Consider the following 25,305-nt stretch of genomic DNA (forward strand, 5'->3'; position numbering starts at 1 on the left):
TTTCTCGCAAGAAGGCGACTTCAAGTTCTTTTTCACCCAATAGCTTCATGGCCTGATCATATTTCTTCTGGAGTTCGTCATGTGTAGGCTCATCCGAAAGGATGGAAATATCCTCTTTTTCCATTTGATCGCTAACCTCATCTTGGTATTCAATCATCCACTTTTTTAATGTTGAACGATCGATTCCAGCTTTTCGTGCAATGGAAGCGTTGTTTCCTGTTTCTAATGCCATGCGAACATATTTCTTTTTCACTTCTTCAACTACGGCAATTTTCTTATTAGGCATTTTCTTTCCCCTCCTATTCGATTTAAACATCCGCTCACAAGTTTGGTTATATTGTAACTCGCTTACTTTATGGTGTCTAAAACTTTAAGGGGGCTTAAGAGTTGACGTAGGAAAAATCGCTACCCACGTAGGAATCCCACTTTCCACACACCAGCACTTCACAAAAAAAGGCTGCCGAGCGAAGCGAACAGCCCCATTCAAAGCTTTTCAAAACCTCTAATGATCCAGCCGCCTTGCTAGAGACAGACTCGTATCCAAAAGCTAATTGTCCGTAACTGTAGATTCTTTAGTTATCCAGACATTATTAGTATAGAGATAGCGTCGATACTTGTTAAGACTTTGAGATTCAAGGTTAAACTTTTTAAAGAGATAGCTTGCCGCATACTTATCTTTCAGATCGAGAAAATGAACACATTCTTTGTTTGAAATGGATGTTTTACAAAGATAAAACCATTCCTCAAGAGCAAGGTGATACAGTGTTTGCCGAGAAACTTTGCAAGAAGGGCATCTCATTTGTGAGCTGATTTTCATATTACAACTTGGACAGAACACACCAGTTTTTAAAGAGTTCCAGTCAAATTGAAATTGATCGGCTATAGGAGATGGATGATAAGTACTTAAATTCGTCGTAAGAAATTGGATTAATTTTTTAAAGGTAGTTGGGCGAATAACATCTGGGAGTTGGTTGAGTTTATCGATATGATTGGGGAGATCACAAGCCATCAGGATTGTTACTTCTTCAGGGGGTTCCACAATGTGGGTGGATGAAAAAGCGAAGACGATTCGATTGTGAATAGGCAAGTCAATTTTAAGATGTGACAAAAGTTTTTGAAGTTTTAGTTGGTGTCGGAGAATTTGTTGTTCCGGACACTTATAGGTTTCCGACTGTCCGTTTAATTCGCGAACGAGTTGTTTTGGGTTTTTCTGAAAGTAGATTTTCCCTTTGATATTCTTGATTTCAAGTATAGCGATATATTTCTGTGTAACAATAAGCGTATCGACTTGTAGATAAGAGTGTGGTCCGGTTTGGATATGCAGACCCTTAAAAATAGCATGACTTTTTGGGAAGTCAATTTGATGAAGGAATCGATCTGCATAGGTTTCACCGACAAATCCTGCTTCCATACCTTTTATTTTAGATAAAAATTGCGATAAATTAGGATGATTTAATGGAAATCGATGAAGAGCACGATTATAAACATGAAATTCCTTTGGTACTATTCGTTCCGTAAAGATAATAATTCCCCTTCCTATGATTGAATTTTCAGATATATTATTAAACTAGCATTTCCGTGGCATTAATAGCAAGTTTAGAGGTTAGTGAATCGGTGAGCGGACGCTCAGTTGTAAAATTCGGGGTTCACGTAGGAAAAACGACAGGTGACGTAGGAAAAAAACGGCTTGACGTAGGAAAAATCGCGACCCACGTAGGAATCCCATTTACCACACAACGGCACTTCACAAAAAAGGCTGCCGAGCCAAAGCGAACAGCCCCATTCCAAAGCTTTTAAAACCTTTTGAAATGCCCCACACGCTATTGCTTAGTGGGTTTTACTGTTAGTGACTCCATATCACATATCTTCATGAAAAAAAAGACGGGAAATACAATATGATTTTCTGTATGATAGGGAATAGAGAGTTTTGAAAGGAGTGACTTCCATGTACGTGATGTCACAAACTGGCTGGGTAGAAGTCATTTGCGGAAGTATGTTTTCCGGGAAATCAGAAGAATTAATTCGTCGTGTGCGACGCACGCAATTTGCTAAGCAAAAAATTGCTGTGTTCAAACCGCGTTTAGATAATCGATATAGTGAAGAAGAAGTAGTTAGTCACAACGGCACGAAGGTAATAGCGATTCCGGTTGAACGTTCAAAAGATATTTTGGCTTATATTTCGGATGAATATGATGTGATTGGGATTGATGAAGCACAATTTTTCGATGAAGGTATTGTCGAGGTTGTCCAACGACTTGCGAATCACGGCTTCCGAGTAATAGTTGCCGGTCTAGATCAAGATTTCAGAGGCGAACCCTTTGGTCCAATGCCAACTTTAATGGCTATGGCTGAACTTGTAACAAAATTACAGGCTGTATGCCAAGTATGTGGGTCACCTGCAAGCAGAACGCAACGTCTGATCAATGGAGAACCAGCTGGCTACGAAGATCCTATCATTTTGATTGGTGCAACTGAAGCTTATGAACCGCGTTGCCGTCATCACCACGAAGTACCAGCAGGCGTTACCCATCAAACTTCATTAGTGTACGACAAAGAGTAGCCAGAGCTGCTCTTTTTCTTTTTTCGTAAGACGCTTCCCGTGTGCGAACGCCGCACCTTTCCACTTTTCCATGCTAGAGTGGCAATTTCCCCTCTTTTTCTATATAATTATACTGTTAAACACATGAACGGATGAGGTGAAAGTATGTTTGATCGCTTACAATCGGTAGAAGACCGATATGATCGCTTGAATGAATTGCTCAGTGACCCTGAGATTGTTAATGATATGAATAAATTACGTACGCTTTCGAAAGAACAGTCTGACTTACAAGATACAGTTAATGCGTACCGTGAATACAAAGAAGTGAAAGAACAGCATGCAGACGCTAGAGCGATGCTTGACGATAAGCTTGATGCAGATATGCGTGAGATGGTAAAAGAAGAAATGAACGACCTGGCAGCTCAGATTGAAGAGTTGGAAGAGCGTTTAAAACTGTTATTGATTCCAAAAGACCCGAATGACGAGAAAAACGTAATCATGGAAATTCGAGGAGCTGCTGGTGGTGATGAAGCTGCTCTATTTGCAGGGAACTTATTCCGTATGTACAGCCGCTACGCAGATACGCAAGGCTGGAAAATCGAGATTATGGATGCTTCTCCGACCGGAATCGGTGGCTATAAAGAAGTCATTTTCATGATCAACGGGAACGGCGCGTATTCGAAAATGAAATATGAAAACGGTGCTCACCGTGTTCAACGTGTTCCGGAAACAGAATCTGGTGGACGCATTCATACTTCAACAGCGACTGTTGCATGTCTTCCTGAAGTGGAAGAAGTCGATGTGGAAATTCATGAAAATGATATCCGTACTGATACGTATGCATCTTCAGGTGCCGGCGGTCAGTCTGTTAATACAACGATGTCAGCGGTTCGTTTAACACATATTCCAACCGGAACAGTCGTTACTTGCCAAGATGAAAAATCACAAATTAAAAACAAAGCGAAAGCGATGACGGTTCTTCGTGCTCGTGTTGCCGATAAATTCCGCCAAGAAGCTCAAGCTGAATATGATGCTGTCCGTAAATCTGCAGTTGGTTCAGGAGACCGCTCAGAACGAATTCGCACATATAATTATCCACAAAACCGTGTGACCGATCACCGCGTTGGATTGACGATTCAAAAATTGGATCAAATCATGGAAGGCAAACTCGACGAAATCGTGAATGTTCTTATTATGACAGATCAATCCGAACGACTTGAGCGCATGAATGAAACCAATGTGTAAATATGTATACGAGGCTCTCGCGCGAGCCTCGTCTTTTTTAATAGAAAATGGACGTGAAGAACCTGTCGCGCGAATGTTGCTTCAACATGTATTAAATAAAACTCGCGTCCAGTTGCTAATGGATATGCGTGAAGAAATCTCTGCCGAACAATTTGATCAGTATTGGTCACTCATTGAACAGCACAAGGACGGAAAGCCGGTTCAATACATTATCGGTTTCGAAGAATTTTATGGTCGTACGTTTTCTGTGAATGAGCATGTCCTTATTCCGCGTCCTGAAACGGAAGAACTGATTGTAGAGACAACTTCCCGAATGAAGCGTTTGTTCAGCAATAATGATTTAACCCTTGCCGATATAGGAACAGGCAGTGGGGCAATCGCCATTACAATGAAAGCGGAAGTACCAACTCTAAAAGTCACTGCAACGGATTTATCCACACAGGCATTGGAAGTAGCTCAAGCAAATGCAGCTGAACTTGGAGCGGACATCACGTTCAAGCATGGGGATTTGACGGCACCTATTTCTAGTGAAAAATGGGATATTGTATTATCAAACCCACCTTATATTGCACACGATGAAGCTCCGACTCTATCAGATACTGTTCTAAACTATGAACCACATAGTGCTCTTTTTGCGGATGAGCAAGGACTTCAATTATATAAAAGGTTAGCGGAGGAACTACCGGCACTCATGAATCGTCCGGCACTGATTGGCCTGGAAATTGGCTATTCTCAAGGTCCGGCTGTCCAATCTTTCTTCCAAAAATCATTTCCTTCAGCTCAAGTTTATATCGTAAAAGATATAAACGGAAAAGAAAGAATGATTTTTTGTGAGATTCGTGTATAAACTATCAACACCTTGTCCACAATGTGGTCAAGGGGGAATGAACAGTGATACAAGATTACGAGATTTTCAGAAACGAAGAACAACAAACGAAGCGGTCTCCATGGATTGAATTGATTCTATCGCTCGTATTCATCCAAACGTTACTATTTTTATTACCAGTTATCAGCGGAGCGGCAGAAGCAGTGCCCGCGGACGCTATACAAATAAGAATCGTCGCAAACAGCAACACGGACGAAGATCAACAAGTCAAATCGTTAATTCAGCAAGAAATCCAGCCACTTCTTGAAAAAGCAGCTGCGAGTGTTCAAACAACGGCACAACTAGAAAAAGAATTGAATAAGTTATCCACTGAAATTACATCAAAGGCACAATCTATCACTAAACAAGCCATTCATATCAGTTTGGAAAAGGCATTAATTCCACCAAAAACAGACGGAACATACTTTTATGCACAAGATTTCCACCAAGCGCTAGTGTTAACAATCGGAAGTGGCAAAGGCGACAACTGGTGGTGCGCATTATTCCCGAAAGTATGTTATCGAGAAGAAGAAGTGAAAGAAGAGCCCGTGAAGTTTTGGACATGGGAGTGGATAAAAAGCAAGTTTTGGTAAGAGTTATACACATTTACGCACCTAGTTATCAACAAGATGTGCATAACTAACACGAAATCCTTAAAGAAAGGAGAATTATCGCATGAAAACGAAAAAACTAATTGTGGATAACAATGTGAATAAAAACGTAGTTTATTCACAAGCTGTGGAAAAATTAAATGCCGGTGAAGTTGTCGCATTTCCAACTGAAACAGTTTACGGTTTGGGTGCAATTGCAACGGATGAAAAAGCCGTCGCGAAAATTTTCGAGGCAAAAGGCCGACCATCTGACAATCCTTTAATTGTTCATGTAGGCGCAGCTAACGATATCGAAAAATATGTAACGTCTGTTCCTGATAAAGCACGAGCATGCATTAAAGCGTTTTGGCCGGGGCCGTTAACTTTAATCCTGAATGCAAAACCAAATACCTTTGCTTCCAATGTAACAGCTGGCTTATCAACAGTCGGATTGCGGATGCCTGATCATCCTGTGGCACTTGATTTATTGAAGATGTTGAACAAACCTGTTGCGGCACCTAGTGCAAATCGCAGTGGTAAACCAAGCCCGACGACAGCGCTACATGTGGAAAAAGATTTAGAGGGACGAATTCCAATGATTCTGGATGGTGGAGCTACAGGAATCGGGCTTGAATCAACAGTAGTGGATTTCACGATAGATCCTCCAGTAATCCTTCGACCAGGTGGGGTAACCGCTCAAATGATGCGCGAAGTCATCGGAGAAGTGATTGAACCGGATACAACAAAATTGGATGAAGCATCTGTACCACGGGCACCTGGTATGAAATATGCACACTATGCACCGGACGCTCCTGTGTATTTAATTAATCCAGACGTGGATGAAGTGAAGAATGCCATTGAGTCTATACATATGAAACAGCAGAAAGTTGCTTTACTTGCTCCAGATGATTTCCGTCAAAGTGAGGCGGACTGGTTCTTCTCACTTGGCGATTCAAAAAAACTTGAAGCTTCCGCACACTATTTATACGCACATTTACGTGCCTGTGATGAGACCACAGCCGATGTGATTTTGGTGACAGTACCTGAAAGAACAGGCGTGGGTGCAGCTATTTTCAATCGTTTAGAAAAAGCGGCGGATGGCAACTGGTGGTACTCCTAATCTCTTCCTTTTTTGCATAAGCTAGTAGCAATGCAAAAGAGAGGGGAGATTTTTTCATTGTCTACAGAAATGTTTGCGGGTCTCCTTACCGCACTGGATGTTGTCGCGCTGTATAGTGTATTGCCAAAAATCCGCTTCCCGCTCATCCTTGCCATTTGGACAGGAATTTTACATATGATTTTCCCGCTCCTTGGGTTCCTTGCGGGAGAGTGGGTAACCTCGTTCATCGTAGAAGGTGGGCGTCTTATTTCCAGTGTGCTGTTATTTCTAACAGGTGTGCATTTGTGTTTGTACCAACAGAAACCTAAATCTACAATCATTCCCCCGATGCTTCTTGCCATAGTTGTCAGCCTTGATACCTTTTCAGTTAGCTTATCTTTTGGTATGCTTCAATTACATAAATGGTTTTTCTTATTCAGTGCCGGCTTTTTTGCCCTATCATTCTCTTATGTAGCGCTAAAAAGCAAACTGATCAAAGGGCCATTGCTTACACGCATATCAGGAGTATGTCTCATCATGATGGGCTTGCTCACTTTGCTAAACAAATGAGGGATTTACATGAACATCTATTTCGTTTGTACCGGAAATACATGCCGCAGTCCGATGGCAGAAGCGATTTTCCAGTCTCATAATAAGGAAGGAATGGACGTCCGTTCTGCAGGAATCTATGCCATGGAGGATGGGGACATTTCTGAAAATGCCAAGCAAGTCATTCGTGAAGCCGGCATTGATTTCACACATTATTCCCGTCAGGTAAATGAAGAGGATATACGCTGGGCGGATCTGGTTTTGACGATGACAACCGCACATAAGCAAATGATCATGCAAGCCTTTCCTTTTGCTGCAGACAAAATCTTCACCCTGAAAGAATACGTTCGCCCATATGGCTCTCATGACGTGTCCGACCCATTTGGAGGAGACGCACACATGTACCGTCAAACATTCCTGGAACTCACACAGCTGACGAATGAATTACATATGAAGTTAAATGAAGAAGAATGACAGCTCCCGAATAATGGAGCTGTTTTTTTTGTTGTGTTAAAGCTTATTTGATTAAGATTTTTGCTACGTTTCTGTTGGAAAGAAGTGATATAACTTGCCGAAACGAAGTCGCAACCGTCACTCACAGAAAAGAGCCTGAAGCGAATTAGATGAAGGCTCCCATTCAGGTTTAAAGATTTAATGGACCTTTTCGCTACGCTCCTGTTGGAAAGAAGTGATATCTCAGTTCTAGTAGACTTGTGAAACAGGTTTTTACCACATTTTGAGATTGTGAAAAATTTAACGCTCATATCAGCGGGTTATCGCTCAAACTGGAGATTTATCGTTCACACAGAGGAATTTTCGCTCAAATTGAAGCGTTTATCGCTCAAACACATCTCACCTCCAAGTTAATTTAATGAGACAGCGCACCAAATCCCAAAAATAAGAATGGCTAGAAAGGCACTTTGCGCTTTTCTTAGTAAAAATGGTAAGATTAAAAAGAATCTGAATAGAAAAGAGGGACTGAAATGAATATCGCGATATCTTCCGATCACGGGGGCAATAATTTGCGTAAAGAAATTACTTCTTTACTTGATGAACTGGGACACACATATCAGGATTTCGGTCCACAAACGAGCGATTCAGTTGATTATCCAGACTACGCAGGACCTGTTTCTGAGGGTGTTGCTAAAGGAAAATTTGACCGAGGCATCTTAATTTGCGGTACAGGTATTGGCATGTCAATTGCAGCCAATAAAGTAAAAGGTATTCGTTGTGCATTGGTTCACGATGTGTTCAGCGCAAAAGCAACACGTGGACATAATGATACCAATATATTAGCAATGGGCGAGCGTGTAATTGGTGGCGGCCTGGCGCGAGAAATTGTAAAAACATGGTTAGAAGGCGAGTTTGAAGGCGGACGTCACGAACGTCGCATTGCCAAACTTTCTGAACTCGAAAACAACTAAAGGAGTTTGGTCATATGGATGCACACACAATGTGGCAGCCGCAACTCGAACAATTGCTCAGTGAGTTTGCGACACAAGTCACGTTCACACCAGGGCAAATCATTGTGATTGGATGCTCGACCTCCGAAATTGTGGGGAAACGCATCGGCTCGGCAGGGGGGCTTGAAGTGGCGGAAAGCTTATTTAAACCTTTACAAACATTTGCCAAAAAGCATGAAATTCATTTAGCTTTTCAAGGATGCGAGCATATTAACCGAGCGCTTACGATGGAACGACAAACGGCACTTGCTTACGGGCTGGAACCGGTAAATGTCATTCCTGTTCAAAAAGCGGGAGGTTCCATGTCTGCCTATGCCTATACACATTTCAATGATCCGGTTGTGGTCGAGCATGTGCAAGCCCATGGTGGTATCGATATTGGACAAACTTTGATTGGCATGCACATGAAACATGTTGCCGTGCCAATCCGAACAACAGTAAAACAAATTGGTGAAGCGATTGTCACACTCGCAACGACCCGACCGAAACTAATCGGCGGAGAGCGAGCAGTATATAAAATCAAGTAGACATAAAGGGGATATGGACACATGAAGAAGATTGCTGCGCAAGACCAAGCCGTTTTTGAGGCAATGACTGCTGAAAAAACTCGTCAACAAGGGAATATTGAATTAATCGCATCTGAGAACTTTGTTTCAGAAGCTGTAATGGAAGCTCAAGGGTCTGTATTAACGAATAAATACGCTGAAGGCTACCCAGGGAAACGCTACTATGGTGGCTGTGAACACGTAGATGTAGTAGAAAACATTGCACGTGACCGCTTGAAAGAAATTTTCGGTGCCGAACACGCAAACGTACAACCTCATTCTGGCTCACAAGCTAACATGGCGGTTTACATGACAGTACTTGAGCAAGGGGACACAGTTTTGGGAATGAATTTATCCCATGGCGGTCACTTGACACACGGTTCTTCAGTTAACTTCAGCGGAATTCAATACAACTTCGTTGAATACGGTGTTGACGAAATTACTGAAACAATCGATTACTCGGATGTACGCGAAAAAGCAATGCAACATAAACCAAAAATGATCGTTGCAGGGGCAAGTGCGTATTCTCGTACGCTTGATTTTGCGAAATTCCGTGAAATTGCAGACGAAGTTGGTGCCTACTTGATGGTTGATATGGCGCACATCGCTGGCTTAGTAGCTGCGGGCGAACATCCAAATCCAGTACCACACGCGCATTTCGTAACGTCAACAACGCATAAAACACTTCGTGGTCCACGTGGTGGATTGATCCTGACAACTGAAGAATTTGCGAAGAAAATTGATAAAACCATTTTCCCGGGAATTCAAGGCGGTCCATTGATGCATGTAATTGCTTCGAAAGCAGTGGCATTCGGAGAAGCGCAACAACCTGAATTCAAAACTTACATTCAACAAGTGGTTAAAAATGCGAAGGCATTGGCAACCTGCTTGATAGATGAAGGCATTGATGTCGTTTCAGGCGGTACAGACAATCATTTGTTACTAGTTAACTTAAATTCTTTAAACTTAACTGGTAAAGTAGCAGAGAAGTTGTTGGACGAAGTGGGCATTACCGTTAATAAGAACACGATTCCATTCGATAAACAAAGTCCATTCGTTACTTCTGGTATTCGAATCGGAACGCCAGCTGTAACTTCTCGTGGCTTCAAAGAACCTGAAATGAAAGAAATTGCTTCCATCATGGCGAAGTTGTTGAAAAACCATGAAGACGAAGCGGTTCATAAAGAAGCGGCTGAACGCGTAGCAGCACTTACTTCGAAGTTCCCACTTTATCAATAATTAAGAAAGAAGGTCATCTCCCGATCAGGAGATGACCTTCTTTTTTTGTCTTGTTGTAAAATTTAACAGTCACGTAGGAAAAAACGGGGATGACGTAGGAAAAATCGAGGTTCACGTTGTAAAAATCGTCGTTCACGTAGGAATCACTATGTTCACCCAAAAAAATCCTTCCAAAAAACATTCTATTTGAAATATTAAAATAATATAATAGGTAGTCAGAGTGAAAATTTTTTATAATTAGAATAATGTTTTAATTAGTTAATTCAAGGGTATTCCAAAGAAGGTCATAAAACTCTATCCCTACGAAATCAAACGCAATAATATTGGTGTAGAGGCATAAAAACTATCTTTCATAGGAAAAACGTCGCTCGAACTAGCACAATTGTAACTAGTCAAACTATTAAAAATGTTTTATATTAATATAATACTTTTTTCGCAAAAGTATTATACTATTAAAAATAATAATTTCATCAAGATGAACAGAAGGACTAAGGGGGACGCAACAATGAAGGGTAAGACGCAATCAAAAGGTCTTCAACGGGGGCTTGAAGAAAGGCATATCACGTTAATGTCTTTAGGAGCGGCCATCGGAGTTGGACTGTTTCTTGGATCTGCAACTGCAATTAAGTTAGCGGGACCGAGTATATTACTAGGATATGCAGTAGCCGGGATGATGATGTTCTTTATAATGAGAGCACTTGGAGAAATGGCTATTCATAAACCGGTAGCAGGGTCTTTCAGTAAATACGCACGTGATTACTTAGGACCGTTGGCTGGATACATAACTGGATGGAATTATTGGTTTTTATGGGTAGTCACGTGTATGGCTGAAATTACGGCCGTTGGAATTTACATGGAATACTGGTACCCAGACACACCACGCTGGATCTGGGCGTTGGCTGCGTTAGTCGCAATGGCTTCCATTAACTTCTTAGCAGTAAAAGCATATGGTGAACTGGAATTCTGGTTTGCATTAATTAAAATTGTCACGATTATTGCGATGATTTTTATCGGGTTAGGCATGATTGTCTTTGGATTTGGTAACGGCGGCATTGCAACCGGCATCAGTAATTTATGGGCACATGGAGGCTTTTTCCCGAATGGGATAGAAGGTCTCTTGTTATCACTGCAAATGGTTATGTTTGCATTCCTTGGCATTGAAATGATCGGCGTAACCGCTGGTGAAGTGAAAAATCCAGAGAAATCGTTGGCAAGAGCCATTGATACGGTTTTCTGGCGTATTTTGATTTTCTACGTAGGTGCACTGTTTGTCATTATGTCCATTTATCCTTGGGAGGAAATTGGATCAAAAGGAAGTCCGTTTGTTATGGCATTTGAACAAATCGGGATTCCGGGTGCAGCTGGTATCATCAACTTCGTTATTTTGACAGCAGCATTATCTTCTTGTAACAGTGGAATTTTTAGTACGGGAAGAATGTTATTCAACCTAGCAGAACACGGGGAAGCACCAAAGAAATTTGCACACCTGACAAGAAACGGTGTCCCTGGAAAAGCGGTCATTGCAACAGCAACTGTTTTATTGGTTGGCGTAATCTTGAATTACATTGTTCCAGCTAAAGTGTTTACGTGGGTAACGAGTATCGCTACTTTTGGGGCGATCTGGACGTGGGGAATTATCCTGATTTCTCAAATACAGTTCCGCAAACAACTCAAACCGGCAGAGAAAGCAAAACTGAAATACAAAGTTCCTTTCTTCCCGCTTACATCGTATATCGCACTTGCGTTCCTGGCGTTCGTAATTATTGTCATGGCGTATAATCCAGACACAAGAATCGCGCTGATTATTGGGCCTCTATGGTTAGTCTTCTTAACGTTCTATTATTATGGAAAAGGATTCAATAAAAAGAACCGAACTTATCGCTAAACTCAAATTTAAGGCACCATGGACTTCGCGTCTGTGGTGCTTTTATCATTAATTCGTATATTCACGATTAGAAAGCTAGAAATTGGGTTAAATACGGTATAACAAATAGATTTTAACATTCGTAGTAATAGAGAAAACATGGGAAGTTTATACGGAAAATCCATATCATGAGGAATTCCGAATGTTTGGAATATTTATGCAATCATATATAGCTTTTTCTGTCGAATTCAACTACGATAAGACTAAGAAGATACACGGAAAGGAGTTGGGGTTGTGGAGACAAATTATCCAAGACAATTAAGCAAAGATCTTTTATTTGATTGGTTATGTCGTTTAGGAGACCAATACCAAACGAGTTTTGTCGTGACCGATCCAGATCAACCTAACAATCCGATAGTCTATGTAAACGATGCGTTTTTACGATTATGCGGCTATTCCCGCGAGGAAGTCCTTGGTGAAAATTGTCGTTTCCTACAAGGCCCAGAGACGTTAGTCAGCTCCGTTTACAGCATACAAAATCAACTTGAGGATGGAAATCCTGTACATACAGAACTATTAAACTATCGAAAAGATGGTACTCCATTTTGGAATGAATTAGTCATCCAGCCGCTTCGCGATGAAAAAGACAAGCTCTTATACCATATAGGGTTGCAAATGGACGTCACCAACCGAAAACAAACGGAAGCACTGTTTCTCGTGCAACAAGAAATCTATCAAGGAATAGAAAAAGGATACGCGCTAAATGTATTGCTTCAAAAAGTTTGTGATGTGGCAGAAAGTTTCTTCCAACAACATACGAAAAGCTCTATTTTATTGCTCGATTCTGATGACCGTTTAATTGTGGCAGCAGCGCGTTCACTTCCTGAGAGTTACAACCAAATCATTCACGGAACGAAAATAGGATTGAATGTAGGTTCTTGCGGAACGGCCGCATATACGAAAGAAAAAGTCATCGTTACGGATATTGAAACAGATCCTCTTTGGGCTGACTACAAAGAACTTGCCCTGTCATATAACTTGCGAGCTTGCTGGTCCATTCCAATCGTGACACAAGACCAAAAAGTAGTAGGAACGATCGCGACTTATTTTACAAAACCAAATAAACCGCGTGACGTTGATCTGGAATTCATAGAACGTTTGGCTCCACTTATCTCGCTTGCCGTTAAGTACTCAGATCACCAGGAAGAAGTATTGCGACTTGCATATATGGACTCTGATACCGGTATTCCAAACCGACATTATTTCATTAATGAATTAAAGGATTTAATGAATGAAAATGAACCAGGTTTCGTTGCCATTATTGAGCCATCCGAGTTCGCACATATTGGAGATGTATATGGCCGAGCAGCGGCTGACGATTTAATCAAGCAGATGTGCCAGCGCATTCAACGGGTTTGCAGGAGATCAGATGATGTCATCGCACGGTTTGCAAGCCCTGCATTGATAATAGCCAGTTTGATTCCACCGTATGAAATCGATCGGTACACTTCCCGAATTATGGGCATTTCCAATGATCCTTTCCTTATTGGGGAAGAGGAAGTCTTTATTACACTAAAAATTGGCGTCATTCCTTTCCAAGGAAATTTGATCAATAGTGAAGAATTGATTCGTTCTGCAGATACCGCCATGTCCGACGCTAAGAAAAGGCCGGGGAATGCCTTGTCCTACTTTACGGTCGATCAGGACGAAGAAGCGAAGCGGGAACTTTCCATCATTAATCATCTTTCACATGCTTTGCAAAAAGATGAATTTTCCGTGCATGTCCAGCCGAAAGTGGATTTACATACGGGTGAAATATTCTCATTTGAAGCTCTGGCAAGATGGTCTTCCAAAGAACTAGGGGAAGTGCCGCCTGATGTTTTCATTCCAGCGGCTGAGAACTCCGGTAAAATCAGAGCCATCGAAAAAATTGTCTTAACCAAAGTGTTAAAGTGGCTTCAAAGACGTAAACAGCACGGCAAACGCTTGATGCCAGTAGCCATCAATATTTCAACGGATCACTTTTTCCATCCATATTTCGTCGCAGATTTACGACAAGCGATACAAAGCTTTGGCATTCCAACGAAATATATTCGCATCGAAATCACGGAAAGTATTGGTCTTGTCGATTTTGAAATGGCAAAAAACATCTTTGAACAATTAAAACTCGCAGGATTTGAAAGTTCTGTTGATGACTTCGGCATGGGCTTCTCATCCCTCAGCTATTTACAGCAATTGCCGGTAAGTGAAATCAAAATCGATCGAAGCTTTATCTCGAAAATCGAAAACGATGGCACGCTCGCCATTGTACGTACCATCGTTCAGCTTGCCAATAATCTAGGCATGCAATCCATCGCAGAAGGTATCGAAACCGTCGAGCAACTCACTATCCTTCGTACAATTGGATGCAAACGCGGCCAAGGCTACTACTTCTACAAACCAATGGCCGTAGAAGATATCGACGCGATTTTGGATAAACAAAAAAATTAAGACTGCCCAGGCAGTCTTTTTTACTGGGAACCTTTCCAACAGCAGCGTAGCGAAAACCAAACCAATTAGCCCCCTCACACTTCGTGATCGGGGTATTTTTGTAGGGAGCGGGAATAAACCTTGGTTGAAGCGGAATAAATGGATAATGAAAAGTAATAAAGCAATCGTTACAGGGATTAAATGGCGCACGAAAAGGAACAATTCAGAATGAGGAGGTATAACTAAAACCCACTCCAAACTAAAAGGAACCTTTTACACGGTTATGTTGTCATATAATCGAAACTTTCTTAAAAATGTAAATTTGAAGCGAGTCGAGCGTTATCAATTTTTTCTGCTATAATAGATAAAGTTTGAACGTAAAGGAGAGGACATAATGGGAAAAGTATACGTATTTGATCATCCATTGATCCAACATAAATTAACATATATCCGTGACAAGAAAACGGGTACAAAAGAATTCCGTGAATTGGTAGACGAAGTAGCTACATTGATGGCTTTTGAAATTACACGTGATATGCCTCTAGACGATGTAGATGTTGAAACACCTGTGACAACTGCAAAAGCAAAAGTATTATCAGGTAAAAAACTAGGCATCGTACCAATTCTACGTGCAGGTATCGGAATGGTCGATGGTATTTTGACATTAATCCCAGCGGCAAAAGTCGGTCATATCGGCTTATACCGTGATCCAGAAACTTTACAACCTATCGAATATTATGTGAAGCTCCCAGCAGACGTGGAAGAGCGTGATTTTATATTAGTAGACCCAATGCTTGCAACTGGTGGATCTGCACTTGTAGCAATCAACGCATTGAAAAAACGCGGTGCGAAAAACATTAAATTTATGTGTTTAATCGCCGCTCCTGAAGGTGTAGAAGTTCTTCAAGAAGCTCATCCTGATGTTGATATCTACATTGCTGCCCTTGACGAAAAATTGGACGACCATGGTTACATCGTGCCAGGACTTGGCGACGCTGGTGACCGTTTGTTCGGAACAAAATAAGTAAGGAAGTGCTTTGACCTTGACGAAAAAATGGAAAGTCATGACGATTTTTGGGACACGCCCAGAAGCAATTAAAATGGCACCACTCGTATTGGAATTAGAAAAACATGCAGACGAAATCGAATCAATCGTGACCGTAACGGCACAACATCGCCAAATGCTTGACCAAGTATTGGACACATTCGGCATCACGCCTGACTTTGATTTGAACATTATGAAAGACCGCCAAACTTTGATCGACGTAACTACACGTGGACTTGAAGGATTGGACGCAGTAATGAAAGAAGCGAAACCTGATATCGTTTTAGTACACGGCGATACAACGACAACTTTCATTGCTAGCTTAGCGGCTTTCTATAATCAAATCGCAGTCGGTCACGTGGAAGCGGGACTTCGTACATTTAATAAGTACTCTCCGTACCCGGAAGAAATGAATCGTCAATTAACTGGTGTAATGGCGGACCTTCATTTCTCACCAACGGAAGTATCGGCTGATAACCTTCGCCGTGAGAATAAACCGGAAGATCGCATTGTTGTAACAGGAAATACGGCGATTGACGCGTTGAAAACAACAGTACGCGAAGAATATACGCACCCTGTATTGGAACAAATCGGCTCAGACCGCATGATTTTATTGACGGCACACCGTCGTGAAAACTTGGGTGAACCGATGCGCAACATGTTCCGTGCAATCAAACGTTTGATTGAAGAACATGATGACTTACAAGTTGTCTATCCGGTTCATATGAATCCAGCGGTACGCGAAGTAGCAAATGAAGTACTCGGTAACGATCCACGTATTCACTTGATCGAACCACTAGAAGTACTTGATTTCCATAACTTCGCAGCACGTTCTTTCATTATATTGACCGATTCAGGCGGCGTGCAGGAAGAAGCGCCTTCTCTAGGGAAGCCGGTTCTTGTATTGCGTGATACGACTGAACGTCCAGAAGGAATTGCAGCTGGTACCTTGAAACTGGCTGGAACGGACGAAGAAACAATCTATGGTTTAGCAAAAGAATTGCTGACGAACGAAGAAGCTTATGCCGCAATGTCCCATGCATCTAACCCGTACGGTGACGGAGAAGCATCAAGAAGAATCGTTGAAGCATTAAAAGTCTATTTAAATAAGTAGAAATGACGAAAAGGGACCGCCTCGGCAGTCCCTTTTCTTTGTCTACAGATTCTTGGTTGTAAAAATAGAGGGTCACGTAGGAAAAATCAGGGTTGACGTAGGAATTATAGGGGTTCACGTAGGAAAAAACGAGGTTCACGTAGGAATCATTAGGTTTCCGTGAAGAATCCTCTTGAGAAATCATCACATTTCTCGCTTCATATAAGAAAGGGACCGCCCTTTACTTTGTCTACAGATTCTTGATTGTAAAAATAGAGGGTCACGTAGAAAAAATTGGGGTTGACGTAGGAATTATAGGGGCTCACGTAGGAAAAAACGGCCATCACGTAGGAATCACGTAGTAGTTTTCATTAAGGCAGCGCCTGCCACGAAGACTCCTGTGGGAAAAGCTTGAGCTGAAGACCCCCGGAGGGAGGCTGAAGCCAAGCCCACGGAAAGCGAAGTGGCGGTCGCTGCCAGTTTTTCTATACAACTGTACACATCTTAATCTTCAACTCTATTCACTCAAAATAGACTCATTACCAACGCTGGAGTCTATCCTATACGTCGAATCTATAAACCACCAATACACCATAAACTAGATAGTTAACCTCCTAAACTATCCTATCCCCGTAACAACTGAGCCTGCTGTTCCCAAATTTGTCGACAATATGTCGAGCCCTGCGAGTTTGTGAAGTTTTTCACGGGAATCAATTGACATCAAATTACCCCTATTGTATGCTTACAAAGGGTATGAATGAGAGGGCTTTCATCGTAGAAAAATGCGATAAAACCTTGATACGTCTACTTCCGACAAGAATCACGGTTTTACAAAAAATATGCAAAAACGTGAGGATCACCATGCGTCAAACTCGACGTCCTTTTTATGGAGTAGCGCTCTATTCCGCTATTCTCTCACAACTTGTTGGTTCTATTTTAATCGGTGTGTACACAGGTATGTGGCTCGACAGCAAAATAGGTACCACCCCGTTATTTTTAGTACTGTGTCTGCTCATTGGTTTAGCTACCGGTGTGACAGCCATGATTCTGACCATTCGAAAATACGACTCAGGAGATACATAACCTATGCAAGATTTGCAGCAAGTGTACGCAAGTCAAAAGAAACTCATATTTTTTTTGCTCGCATTCTGCGCACTCGGGTGGGGATTAACACCCTTTAAGACGGTGTTTGCCGGCTTAGCGTTAGGCTCACTGTTTGGGTTGTATAATTTTTGGCTCCTCGTACGAAGATTGGAGAAATTCGACCGCTCATTAAGTGAAGGGAAGAAAGTTGCTTCTCTCGGAACTGGACTTCGGTTCGCTTCGGGTATTGCAGCAGTGGCAGTCGCGATTGCTATCCCTGAACAATTTCATTTAACTAGTTCGGTCATTGGGTTGATGATTCCGTATGTCTACTTACTTGCAGACAGAATTATATACCATGTGAAACACCATTAATCAAATTGTGAAAGGGAGGTGAATGCATCGTGCATCATAAGAATCCAACCGTTGAATGGCTTGGACTGACGTTCAATCTATCTAACGTTTTGATGCTATCGGTTACGGCACTTATCGTATTTTTAATTGCAATCTCAGCGACTAGAAGATTAAGTCTTAAGCCAACCGGTATGCAGAACTTTATGGAGTGGCTCATGGACTTCGTGAAGGGTATCATCAAAAGCAACATGGACTGGAAAACGGGAGGCCGTTTCCACGTCTTAGGAATTACAGTTCTTATGTTCATTTTCGTAGCGAACATGTTAGGATTGCCATTCTCTATTATCGTCAATGGAGAACTTTGGTGGAAATCACCAACAGCAGATCCGACTATTACCATGACTCTAGCAGTAATGGTTGTCGTTTTAACGCATTTCTATGCAATTAAAATGAAGGGTCTAAGTGAATACGGTAAAGACTATTTACGTCCACTTCCGTTCTTGTTCCCATTAAAAATTATTGAGGAATTCGCAAATACGTTGACACTCGGTCTTCGTCTTTACGGTAATATCTACGCAGGTGAAGTACTACTTGGCTTATTAGCCGGACTAGGTTCAGCTGGTATCGCAGGTTTTGCTGGCGCGCTTATTCCAACAATGGCTTGGCAAGGTTTCTCGATTTTCGTTGGGACAATCCAAGCGTTTATCTTCTGTATGTTAACAATGGTTTATATGGCTCACAAAGTGAACTCAGACCATTAATAATATAAAGTTTCATCATTAAGCAACAAAACAAAAACCACATTCCAAGGAGGAAATTATTACTATGGTAGGTTCAGTAGGTTTATTAGCAGCAGCTATCGCAATCGGTTTAGGAGCACTTGGTGCAGGTATTGGTAACGGATTAATCGTTTCAAAAACAGTTGAAGGGATCGCTCGTCAACCAGAAGCTCGTGGCGTTCTTCAAACTACAATGTATATCGGGGTAGCATTAGTTGAGGCCCTTCCAATCATCGCAGCAGTTATCGCGTTTATCGTATTAAACCGTTAATCATATGCAACTATACTTGTAATGGCGAAGTTCATTTTAACCGATTCTTCGCCATTCTCTTATGAAAAGTTAACAACTCGTTCTACTTAATTTTTGAAAAAACATCTTATTAGATTCACACATAGAATGAAGCTCTTGAAGGGAGTGAAACAATCGTGTTTTTGGATTACCTCGTACTAGGTGCCACTGATGCTCATGAAACAGAATTTCTGAACACTGGCGACATCTTAGTAACTTTAGTCATCTTCTCTATCCTGATGCTCCTTCTGAAGAAATTCGCATGGGGCCCGTTGATGGGAGTTATGAAACAACGTGAAGATTTAATCGCGAGTGAAATCGAAGCAGCTGAAAACAGCCGCCTAGAATCACACAAATTGCTTGAAGAACAACGTAGTTTGTTAAAAGAAGCGCGAACGGAAGCACAAGGGATTGTTGAGAACGCGAAGAAGCAAGGCGATGTTCAACGTGAAGAAATTATCACGGCTGCACGCGCTGAAGCGAACCGTTTGAAAGAATCTGCTGTCCGTGAAATCGAAACAGAAAAAGACAGAGCAATCGCAGCAGTACGCGAAGAAGTCGTATCTCTATCTGTTCTTGCAGCATCTAAAGTTCTTGGAAAGCAAATTTCTGAGGAAGATAACCGTGCGTTAATCGAAGAAACGATTGCGAAGGCAGGCGATGTAGGGTGAGTCAATCCACTGCAGCGAAACGTTATGCTTTAGCATTATTTCAACTAGCACAGCAACATAACCAACTGACTTCTGTAGAAGAAGATCTACGTGAAGTAAAAGTGGTTTTCAAAGAAAACCGTGAATTACAAGCTTTGCTTGCATCTCCGAAACTTTCTTTGGATCGTAAAAAAGAATTGATTCGTGAACTATTCGGACAAGCCAATCCACTTGTTGTCAATACACTTCAAGTATTGATTGACCGTAAACGAATCAACGAAACGGTTGCAGTTGCAACTGAATTCTCAACACTTTCAAATGAAGCACAAGGTATTGCGGATGCGAAAGTATATTCGACACGTCCTTTGACTGATGATGAGCGTGCAGACATTTCATCTGCATTCGCAAAAAAAGTCGGGAAACAGTCGTTACGCATTGAAAACGTAATTGACCCATCATTGATTGGTGGCATTCGTCTTCAAATCGGCAACCGTATTTTTGATAGCAGCGTCAGCGCTAAGCTGGATCGCTTGAAGAAACAACTTATCGGTTAATATTATGAAATGAAAGAGGTGACATACATGAGCATCAAAGCTGAAGAAATCAGTGTCTTGATTAAACAGCAGATTGAAAATTATCAATCTGAGATGAAAGTTAGCGATGTGGGTACAGTTATCCAAATTGGTGACGGTATCGCTCGTGCTCATGGTCTCGACAACGTCATGGCTGGAGAGTTATTAGAATTCTCTACTGGTGTTATGGGTATGGCACAAAACTTAGAAGCGAACAACGTAGGTATCGTAATTCTAGGACCATATGCAGATATCAAAGAAGGCGATGAAGTACGTCGTACAGGCCGTATTATGGAAGTACCAGTTGGACCAGAATTGATTGGCCGTGTAGTCAATCCACTTGGACAACCAGTTGATGGCTTAGGCCCAATCAACACAACAAAAACACGTCCAATCGAAAGCCCAGCGCAAGGCGTTATGGCCCGTAAATCGGTTCATGAGCCATTGCAAACAGGTATCAAAGCGATTGACGCATTAGTACCGATCGGCCGTGGTCAACGTGAGTTAATCATCGGTGACCGTCAAACAGGTAAAACATCTGTTGCGATCGATACAATCCTTAACCAAGCTGACCAAAACATGATTTGTATTTACGTAGCAATCGGTCAAAAAGAATCGACTGTACGTAACGTAGTTGAAACGCTTCGTAAAAACGGCGCTCTTGATTACACAATCGTTGTTACGGCATCAGCATCTCAACCAGCTCCACTATTATTCTTGGCTCCATATACAGGTATCACAATGGGTGAAGAATTCATGTTTGACGGCAAGCACGTACTGATTGTTTATGATGATTTATCTAAACAAGCTGCTGCTTACCGCGAACTTTCATTATTACTTCGTCGTCCTCCGGGTCGTGAAGCATATCCAGGGGATGTATTCTACCTACACAGCCGTTTATTAGAGCGTGCTGCTAAGTTGAATGAAACACTTGGTGCTGGGTCAATTACAGCTCTTCCATTCGTTGAAACACAAGCTGGAGATATCTCTGCTTACATTCCAACAAACGTAATTTCGATTACGGATGGCCAGATCTTCTTACAATCTGACCTATTCTTCTCAGGTGTTCGTCCAGCAATCAACGCGGGTCTTTCAGTATCACGTGTTGGTGGTTCAGCTCAAATTAAAGCAATGAAAAAAGTTGCGGGTACACTACGTCTTGACTTAGCTGCATTCCGTGAGCTTGAAGCATTCGCTCAATTCGGATCTGACCTTGATAAAATTACACAAGGTAAATTAAACCGTGGTGCACGTACGGTAGAAGTATTGAAACAAGACTTGAACAAACCACTTAAGGTAGAAAAACAAGTTGTTATTCTTTACGCTCTAACACGTGGTCACTTAGATGATATTCCAGTACAAGATATCGTTCGTTTCGAGAACGAATTCCACTTCTGGTTAGATTCAAACCACACAAACGTTTTAGATCACATCCGTACAACAAAAGATCTTCCTGCTGACGAAGACTTAGTAAACGCGATCTCAGCGTTTAAAAAGACATTTGCAAAATCAGAGTAATCTTTTTGGATGAATAAAAAACGATAAGGTGGTGAAATACCAGTGGCATCATTACGCGACATAAAAAGCCGTATTACATCGACAAAGAAAACGAGCCAAATTACAAAAGCGATGCAAATGGTGTCGGCTTCCAAATTGAACCGTGCAGAATTGAATGCGAAATCATTCGTTCCGTACATGGCGAAAATTCAAGAAGTCGTAGGCGCAATCGCATCAGGTACGCAAGACAGTGGACATCCAATGTTGACTTCACGTCCTGTAGCGAAAACTGCTTACCTTGTCATCACTGCTGATCGTGGACTTGCAGGTGCATACAACAGTAACGTTTTACGTGCTGTAACGAATGCAATCAATGCCCGTCACACATCAAATGATCAGTTTGTAGTCTTTGCAGTTGGACGTATCGGTCGTGATTTCTTCACGAAACGCGGCATTACAGTAATTGAGAGTACAGTCGGCTTGCCTGACCAACCATCATTTGCTGATATTAAAGAAATTGCGCGCAAGGCTGTTGGTATGTTCACAGAAGGTACATATGATGAACTTTATATGTACTACAACCATTTTGTTAGCGCCATTCAACAAGACGTTACAGAGAAAAAGGTGCTACCGTTAACGGACATCGCTACATCAAGTACAACTGCTTCATATGAATTCGAGCCATCAGGCGAAGCGATTCTTGAAGTGTTGCTTCCACAATATGCGGAAAGCTTGATCTATGGTGCTTTACTAGACGGCAAAGCAAGTGAACATGCTGCACGTATGACAGCAATGAAGAGCGCAACCGATAACGCAAGTGAATTGATTAGCTCATTAACATTACAATTTAACCGTGCACGTCAAGCTGCGATTACCCAAGAAATCACGGAAATCGTCGGCGGCGTAGCGGCTCTAGAATAGAAGTAGTAAGTAGGACAGGAGGGAACAAGTATGAACAAAGGACACGTTCTTCAAGTAATGGGTCCCGTTGTCGACGTTAAGTTTGATAACGGCCAATTACCAGCAATCTACAATGCATTGACAGTTACGATCGAACGTCCAAGCCAAGAGCCAACAACGTTAACTCTTGAAGTTGCGTTACACCTTGGTGACGACTCTGTCCGTACAGTAGCTATGTCATCTACAGATGGCTTGAAGCGTGGTGCGGAAGTTACAGACGCTGGTTCGGCAATTACCGTTCCAGTTGGTGACATCACATTAGGTCGTGTATTCAACGTACTTGGTGAAGTAATCGACTTAGGTGAAGAAATCCCGGCTGAATTACGCCGTGACCCGATCCACCGTCTAGCACCAACGTTCGAACACCTTTCAACAGAAGTTGAAATTCTTGAAACAGGAATTAAAGTAGTAGACTTACTTGCTCCTTACATCAAAGGTGGTAAAATCGGTCTATTCGGTGGTGCCGGTGTAGGTAAAACCGTTTTAATCCAAGAATTAATCAATAACATCGCACAAGAGCACGGCGGTATCTCAGTATTCGCAGGTGTTGGAGAGCGTACGCGTGAAGGAAATGACTTATTCCACGAGATGAGCGATTCTGGCGTAATCAAGAAAACAGCAATGGTATTCGGTCAAATGAACGAGCCGCCTGGTGCACGTATGCGTGTTGCCTTGACTGGTTTGACAATGGCTGAGTATTTCCGTGATGAGCAAGGTGCAGACGTACTATTGTTCATCGATAATATCTTCCGTTTCACACAAGCAGGTTCTGAAGTATCAGCCCTACTAGGCCGTATGCCTTCAGCCGTTGGTTACCAACCAACACTTGCTACAGAAATGGGTCAATTGCAAGAGCGTATCACGTCAACTAACACAGGTTCTGTAACTTCGATTCAAGCGATTTACGTACCTGCCGATGACTATACGGATCCAGCTCCAGCAACAACATTCGCTCACTTAGATGCAACTACAAACTTAGAACGTAAACTTTCTGAGATGGGTATTTACCCTGCGGTAGATCCTTTGGCTTCAACTTCTCGTGCATTGTCACCTGAAATCGTTGGCGAAGAGCACTACTCTGTAGCTCGTCAAGTACAATCAACACTTCAACGCTACAAAGAACTTCAAGATATCATCGCGATTCTTGGTATGGATGAGTTATCTGATGATGACAAGTTAACGGTTAACCGTGCTCGTCGTATTCAGTTCTACTTATCTCAAAACTTCCATGTAGCTGAGCAATTCACTGGCCAAAAAGGTTCATACGTACCAGTTAAAGAAACTGTTCAAGGATTCAAACAAATTCTTGATGGTAAATATGATCACCTACCTGAAGATGCATTCCGTTTAGTTGGTCGCATCGAAGAGGTTATTGAAAAAGCGAAAAGCATGGGCGTTGAAGTTTAATAACAGGGACCAGGAGGGGAAAAAATGAAGACCATCAAAGTCAATATTGTCACTCCCGACGGCCCGGTATACGATTCTGAAGTCAACATGGTCATTGCCAACACATCAACTGGTGAAATCGGTATTTTACCTGGACACATTCCAATGGTTGCCCCACTAACTGTGGGTGCCATTCGTTTGAAAAAAGAAGGAACAACAGATATCGTTGCTGTAAGCGGCGGTTTCCTGGAAGTCCGACCTGACCAAGTATCCATTCTGGCTCCATCAGCTGAACTTTCTAGCACAATTGATATCAATCGTGCGAAAGAAGCAATGAAACGTGCTGAAGAACGTCTGAACTTATCAAAACAAGACGACGTCGATTTCAAACGTGCGGAACTATCATTGAAACGCGCAATGAATCGTATCAACGTTAATGAGGGTAACATCTAATAAAAGATGGCGAGTCGAGGAGTAGTATTCTCCTCGACTCGTTTTTTTATGGATTTGTGAAGAGATCTTAATTCGTACGTCGTTATTGAGGATTAGATTGAGGTTATCTACATTTCGCAATAAGGTGTCGAGGAATGGACTGAGGATGTAAGCGGTTTGCACGTGATTATCATGGTGTCGGTAGGATATCTGGATTTCCTCTTGTGACGATATCTAGATTTCACCGTGCGATATCTATAAATGACTACTGCTTATCTGGAATTAGGCATTCAATATCGAGTATTCATTGTATTCAACATGATTCGAGCGTGAATGAAATGACCCAACAATGATTTTTAATAAAAGTATTTCCTTACTTTGTATAACCACTTCTTAAACCAAAAAGGAGCAATCACTATGTATACACAAATTGGACAGCAAGCGATTCTTGGCATTTTATCGCATGTGTTTTTTATCGGTATTACGTTTTTCGCACTTCGTGCAGTTATGATCGAGAAAGTTGTCAAAAAGCAGCATGTATTTCAAGTACAACTGTTATACATTTTATTGAGCATTGCCATCGGATCATCCGTGTCGAACTTCTTTCTGAACATGTCGAATTGGTCGAAACAGCTGCCATTCCTCTTTTCTTAATGTGTCCTCTTTATGTCCATAAAGATGAATTAGGATTCGTAGCT

General features: G+C 41.8%; 27 protein-coding genes. 25 read left to right on the forward strand and 2 right to left on the reverse strand.

Annotated elements, in window-relative coordinates; translation table 11 throughout:
- Both M9R32_RS08370 and M9R32_RS08375 read right to left on the reverse strand, forming a co-directional pair.
- On the reverse strand, positions 1-286 hold a 286-nt coding region (locus M9R32_RS08370), incomplete at its 3' end, for a helix-turn-helix domain-containing protein (RefSeq protein ID WP_269926282.1).
- Between the two features lie 261 nt (positions 287-547).
- Positions 548-1,411, reverse strand: a complete 864-nt coding sequence (locus tag M9R32_RS08375; RefSeq protein WP_269926283.1) for a nuclease-related domain-containing protein — start codon at positions 1,409-1,411, stop codon at positions 548-550.
- 534 nt (positions 1,412-1,945) lie between these two features.
- Here M9R32_RS08375 and M9R32_RS08380 point away from each other — a divergent pair.
- From M9R32_RS08380 to M9R32_RS08500, 25 genes are all read left to right on the forward strand, one after another.
- On the forward strand, positions 1,946-2,560 hold the full coding sequence (locus tag M9R32_RS08380) for a thymidine kinase (protein WP_269926284.1): 615 nt from the start codon (positions 1,946-1,948) through the stop codon (positions 2,558-2,560).
- A gap of 144 nt (positions 2,561-2,704) precedes the next feature.
- Positions 2,705-3,784, forward strand: a complete 1,080-nt coding sequence (gene prfA, locus M9R32_RS08385) for a peptide chain release factor 1 (protein ID WP_269926285.1) — start codon at positions 2,705-2,707, stop codon at positions 3,782-3,784.
- Positions 3,768-4,631: a peptide chain release factor N(5)-glutamine methyltransferase gene (gene prmC / locus M9R32_RS08390; RefSeq protein WP_269926286.1), complete on the forward strand. Its 864-nt coding sequence runs from the start codon at positions 3,768-3,770 to the stop codon at positions 4,629-4,631. Before prfA ends, prmC begins: the two co-directional genes overlap by 17 nt.
- 44 nt (positions 4,632-4,675) lie before the next feature.
- A complete protein-coding gene (locus M9R32_RS08395) occupies positions 4,676-5,242 on the forward strand; it encodes a stage II sporulation protein R (RefSeq protein WP_269926287.1) in 567 nt (188 codons plus the stop codon).
- A gap of 82 nt (positions 5,243-5,324) precedes the next feature.
- Positions 5,325-6,359 (forward strand): L-threonylcarbamoyladenylate synthase, encoded by a 1,035-nt coding sequence (locus M9R32_RS08400; RefSeq protein ID WP_269926288.1) that lies wholly within the window; start codon positions 5,325-5,327, stop codon positions 6,357-6,359.
- Between the two features lie 57 nt (positions 6,360-6,416).
- Positions 6,417-6,908, forward strand: a complete 492-nt coding sequence (locus M9R32_RS08405; protein WP_269926289.1) for a manganese efflux pump — start codon at positions 6,417-6,419, stop codon at positions 6,906-6,908.
- A 9-nt stretch (positions 6,909-6,917) separates the two neighbouring features.
- The gene (locus M9R32_RS08410; protein WP_269926290.1) at positions 6,918-7,361 is read left to right on the forward strand and encodes a low molecular weight protein arginine phosphatase; all 444 of its coding nucleotides are present in this window, start codon (positions 6,918-6,920) and stop codon (positions 7,359-7,361) included.
- Positions 7,362-7,870: 509 nt separating this feature from the next.
- Positions 7,871-8,311 carry a ribose 5-phosphate isomerase B gene (gene rpiB / locus M9R32_RS08415; protein WP_269926291.1) on the forward strand — a complete coding sequence of 147 codons (441 nt, stop codon included), beginning with the start codon at positions 7,871-7,873 and terminating at the stop codon, positions 8,309-8,311.
- A gap of 14 nt (positions 8,312-8,325) precedes the next feature.
- Positions 8,326-8,877, forward strand: coding sequence for a TIGR01440 family protein (locus M9R32_RS08420; protein WP_269926292.1), 552 nt, complete (start codon positions 8,326-8,328; stop codon positions 8,875-8,877).
- 21 nt (positions 8,878-8,898) lie between these two features.
- The gene (glyA, locus tag M9R32_RS08425; RefSeq protein ID WP_269926293.1) at positions 8,899-10,134 is read left to right on the forward strand and encodes a serine hydroxymethyltransferase; all 1,236 of its coding nucleotides are present in this window, start codon (positions 8,899-8,901) and stop codon (positions 10,132-10,134) included.
- 505 nt (positions 10,135-10,639) lie between these two features.
- A complete protein-coding gene (locus M9R32_RS08430; RefSeq protein ID WP_269926294.1) occupies positions 10,640-12,019 on the forward strand; it encodes an amino acid permease in 1,380 nt (459 codons plus the stop codon).
- Between the two features lie 273 nt (positions 12,020-12,292).
- Positions 12,293-14,488 carry a bifunctional diguanylate cyclase/phosphodiesterase gene (locus M9R32_RS16070; RefSeq protein ID WP_269926295.1) on the forward strand — a complete coding sequence of 732 codons (2,196 nt, stop codon included), beginning with the start codon at positions 12,293-12,295 and terminating at the stop codon, positions 14,486-14,488.
- 373 nt (positions 14,489-14,861) lie between these two features.
- On the forward strand, positions 14,862-15,491 hold the full coding sequence (upp, locus tag M9R32_RS08440; RefSeq protein ID WP_269926296.1) for a uracil phosphoribosyltransferase: 630 nt from the start codon (positions 14,862-14,864) through the stop codon (positions 15,489-15,491).
- Positions 15,492-15,510: 19 nt separating this feature from the next.
- A complete protein-coding gene (gene wecB, locus M9R32_RS08445) occupies positions 15,511-16,626 on the forward strand; it encodes a non-hydrolyzing UDP-N-acetylglucosamine 2-epimerase (RefSeq protein ID WP_269926297.1) in 1,116 nt (371 codons plus the stop codon).
- An 840-nt stretch (positions 16,627-17,466) separates the two neighbouring features.
- Complete coding sequence (locus tag M9R32_RS08450; protein ID WP_269926298.1) at positions 17,467-17,688, forward strand: AtpZ/AtpI family protein; 222 nt, start codon at positions 17,467-17,469, stop codon at positions 17,686-17,688.
- Between the two features lie 3 nt (positions 17,689-17,691).
- Positions 17,692-18,063, forward strand: coding sequence for an ATP synthase subunit I (locus M9R32_RS08455; RefSeq protein ID WP_269926299.1), 372 nt, complete (start codon positions 17,692-17,694; stop codon positions 18,061-18,063).
- Between the two features lie 29 nt (positions 18,064-18,092).
- Positions 18,093-18,803: a F0F1 ATP synthase subunit A gene (gene atpB / locus M9R32_RS08460; protein WP_269926300.1), complete on the forward strand. Its 711-nt coding sequence runs from the start codon at positions 18,093-18,095 to the stop codon at positions 18,801-18,803.
- A gap of 64 nt (positions 18,804-18,867) precedes the next feature.
- Positions 18,868-19,092: a F0F1 ATP synthase subunit C gene (atpE, locus tag M9R32_RS08465; protein ID WP_269926301.1), complete on the forward strand. Its 225-nt coding sequence runs from the start codon at positions 18,868-18,870 to the stop codon at positions 19,090-19,092.
- Between the two features lie 155 nt (positions 19,093-19,247).
- Complete coding sequence (atpF, locus tag M9R32_RS08470; protein WP_269926302.1) at positions 19,248-19,781, forward strand: F0F1 ATP synthase subunit B; 534 nt, start codon at positions 19,248-19,250, stop codon at positions 19,779-19,781.
- Positions 19,778-20,314, forward strand: coding sequence for a F0F1 ATP synthase subunit delta (locus M9R32_RS08475; RefSeq protein WP_269926303.1), 537 nt, complete (start codon positions 19,778-19,780; stop codon positions 20,312-20,314). Before atpF ends, M9R32_RS08475 begins: the two co-directional genes overlap by 4 nt.
- 27 nt (positions 20,315-20,341) lie before the next feature.
- Positions 20,342-21,850, forward strand: coding sequence for a F0F1 ATP synthase subunit alpha (atpA, locus tag M9R32_RS08480; protein WP_269926304.1), 1,509 nt, complete (start codon positions 20,342-20,344; stop codon positions 21,848-21,850).
- Between the two features lie 42 nt (positions 21,851-21,892).
- Positions 21,893-22,750 carry an ATP synthase F1 subunit gamma gene (gene atpG, locus M9R32_RS08485; RefSeq protein ID WP_269926305.1) on the forward strand — a complete coding sequence of 286 codons (858 nt, stop codon included), beginning with the start codon at positions 21,893-21,895 and terminating at the stop codon, positions 22,748-22,750.
- 30 nt (positions 22,751-22,780) lie between these two features.
- Positions 22,781-24,196 carry a F0F1 ATP synthase subunit beta gene (gene atpD / locus M9R32_RS08490; protein ID WP_269926306.1) on the forward strand — a complete coding sequence of 472 codons (1,416 nt, stop codon included), beginning with the start codon at positions 22,781-22,783 and terminating at the stop codon, positions 24,194-24,196.
- A 24-nt stretch (positions 24,197-24,220) separates the two neighbouring features.
- Positions 24,221-24,628 (forward strand): F0F1 ATP synthase subunit epsilon, encoded by a 408-nt coding sequence (locus tag M9R32_RS08495; RefSeq protein WP_269926307.1) that lies wholly within the window; start codon positions 24,221-24,223, stop codon positions 24,626-24,628.
- A 396-nt stretch (positions 24,629-25,024) separates the two neighbouring features.
- On the forward strand, positions 25,025-25,261 hold the full coding sequence (locus tag M9R32_RS08500) for a DUF1146 family protein (protein ID WP_269926308.1): 237 nt from the start codon (positions 25,025-25,027) through the stop codon (positions 25,259-25,261).
- Positions 25,262-25,305 lie beyond the last annotated feature (44 nt).

This window comes from Paenisporosarcina quisquiliarum, from assembly GCF_027563315.1.
Lineage (GTDB): Bacteria > Bacillota > Bacilli > Bacillales_A > Planococcaceae > Paenisporosarcina > Paenisporosarcina quisquiliarum.

Coding starts and splice junctions, on each gene's coding strand:
- M9R32_RS08375 (WP_269926283.1), bottom strand. CDS start 1,411: ATGGAAGCAGGATTTGTCGGTGAAACCTATGCAGATCGATTCCTTCAT.
- M9R32_RS08380 (WP_269926284.1), top strand. CDS start 1,946: ATGTACGTGATGTCACAAACTGGCTGGGTAGAAGTCATTTGCGGAAGT.
- prfA (WP_269926285.1), top strand. CDS start 2,705: ATGTTTGATCGCTTACAATCGGTAGAAGACCGATATGATCGCTTGAAT.
- prmC (WP_269926286.1), top strand. CDS start 3,768: ATGAAACCAATGTGTAAATATGTATACGAGGCTCTCGCGCGAGCCTCG.
- M9R32_RS08400 (WP_269926288.1), top strand. CDS start 5,325: ATGAAAACGAAAAAACTAATTGTGGATAACAATGTGAATAAAAACGTA.
- M9R32_RS08410 (WP_269926290.1), top strand. CDS start 6,918: ATGAACATCTATTTCGTTTGTACCGGAAATACATGCCGCAGTCCGATG.
- rpiB (WP_269926291.1), top strand. CDS start 7,871: ATGAATATCGCGATATCTTCCGATCACGGGGGCAATAATTTGCGTAAA.
- M9R32_RS08420 (WP_269926292.1), top strand. CDS start 8,326: ATGGATGCACACACAATGTGGCAGCCGCAACTCGAACAATTGCTCAGT.
- glyA (WP_269926293.1), top strand. CDS start 8,899: ATGAAGAAGATTGCTGCGCAAGACCAAGCCGTTTTTGAGGCAATGACT.
- M9R32_RS08430 (WP_269926294.1), top strand. CDS start 10,640: ATGAAGGGTAAGACGCAATCAAAAGGTCTTCAACGGGGGCTTGAAGAA.
- upp (WP_269926296.1), top strand. CDS start 14,862: ATGGGAAAAGTATACGTATTTGATCATCCATTGATCCAACATAAATTA.
- M9R32_RS08450 (WP_269926298.1), top strand. CDS start 17,467: ATGCGTCAAACTCGACGTCCTTTTTATGGAGTAGCGCTCTATTCCGCT.
- M9R32_RS08455 (WP_269926299.1), top strand. CDS start 17,692: ATGCAAGATTTGCAGCAAGTGTACGCAAGTCAAAAGAAACTCATATTT.
- atpE (WP_269926301.1), top strand. CDS start 18,868: ATGGTAGGTTCAGTAGGTTTATTAGCAGCAGCTATCGCAATCGGTTTA.
- atpA (WP_269926304.1), top strand. CDS start 20,342: ATGAGCATCAAAGCTGAAGAAATCAGTGTCTTGATTAAACAGCAGATT.
- atpD (WP_269926306.1), top strand. CDS start 22,781: ATGAACAAAGGACACGTTCTTCAAGTAATGGGTCCCGTTGTCGACGTT.
- M9R32_RS08495 (WP_269926307.1), top strand. CDS start 24,221: ATGAAGACCATCAAAGTCAATATTGTCACTCCCGACGGCCCGGTATAC.
- M9R32_RS08500 (WP_269926308.1), top strand. CDS start 25,025: ATGTATACACAAATTGGACAGCAAGCGATTCTTGGCATTTTATCGCAT.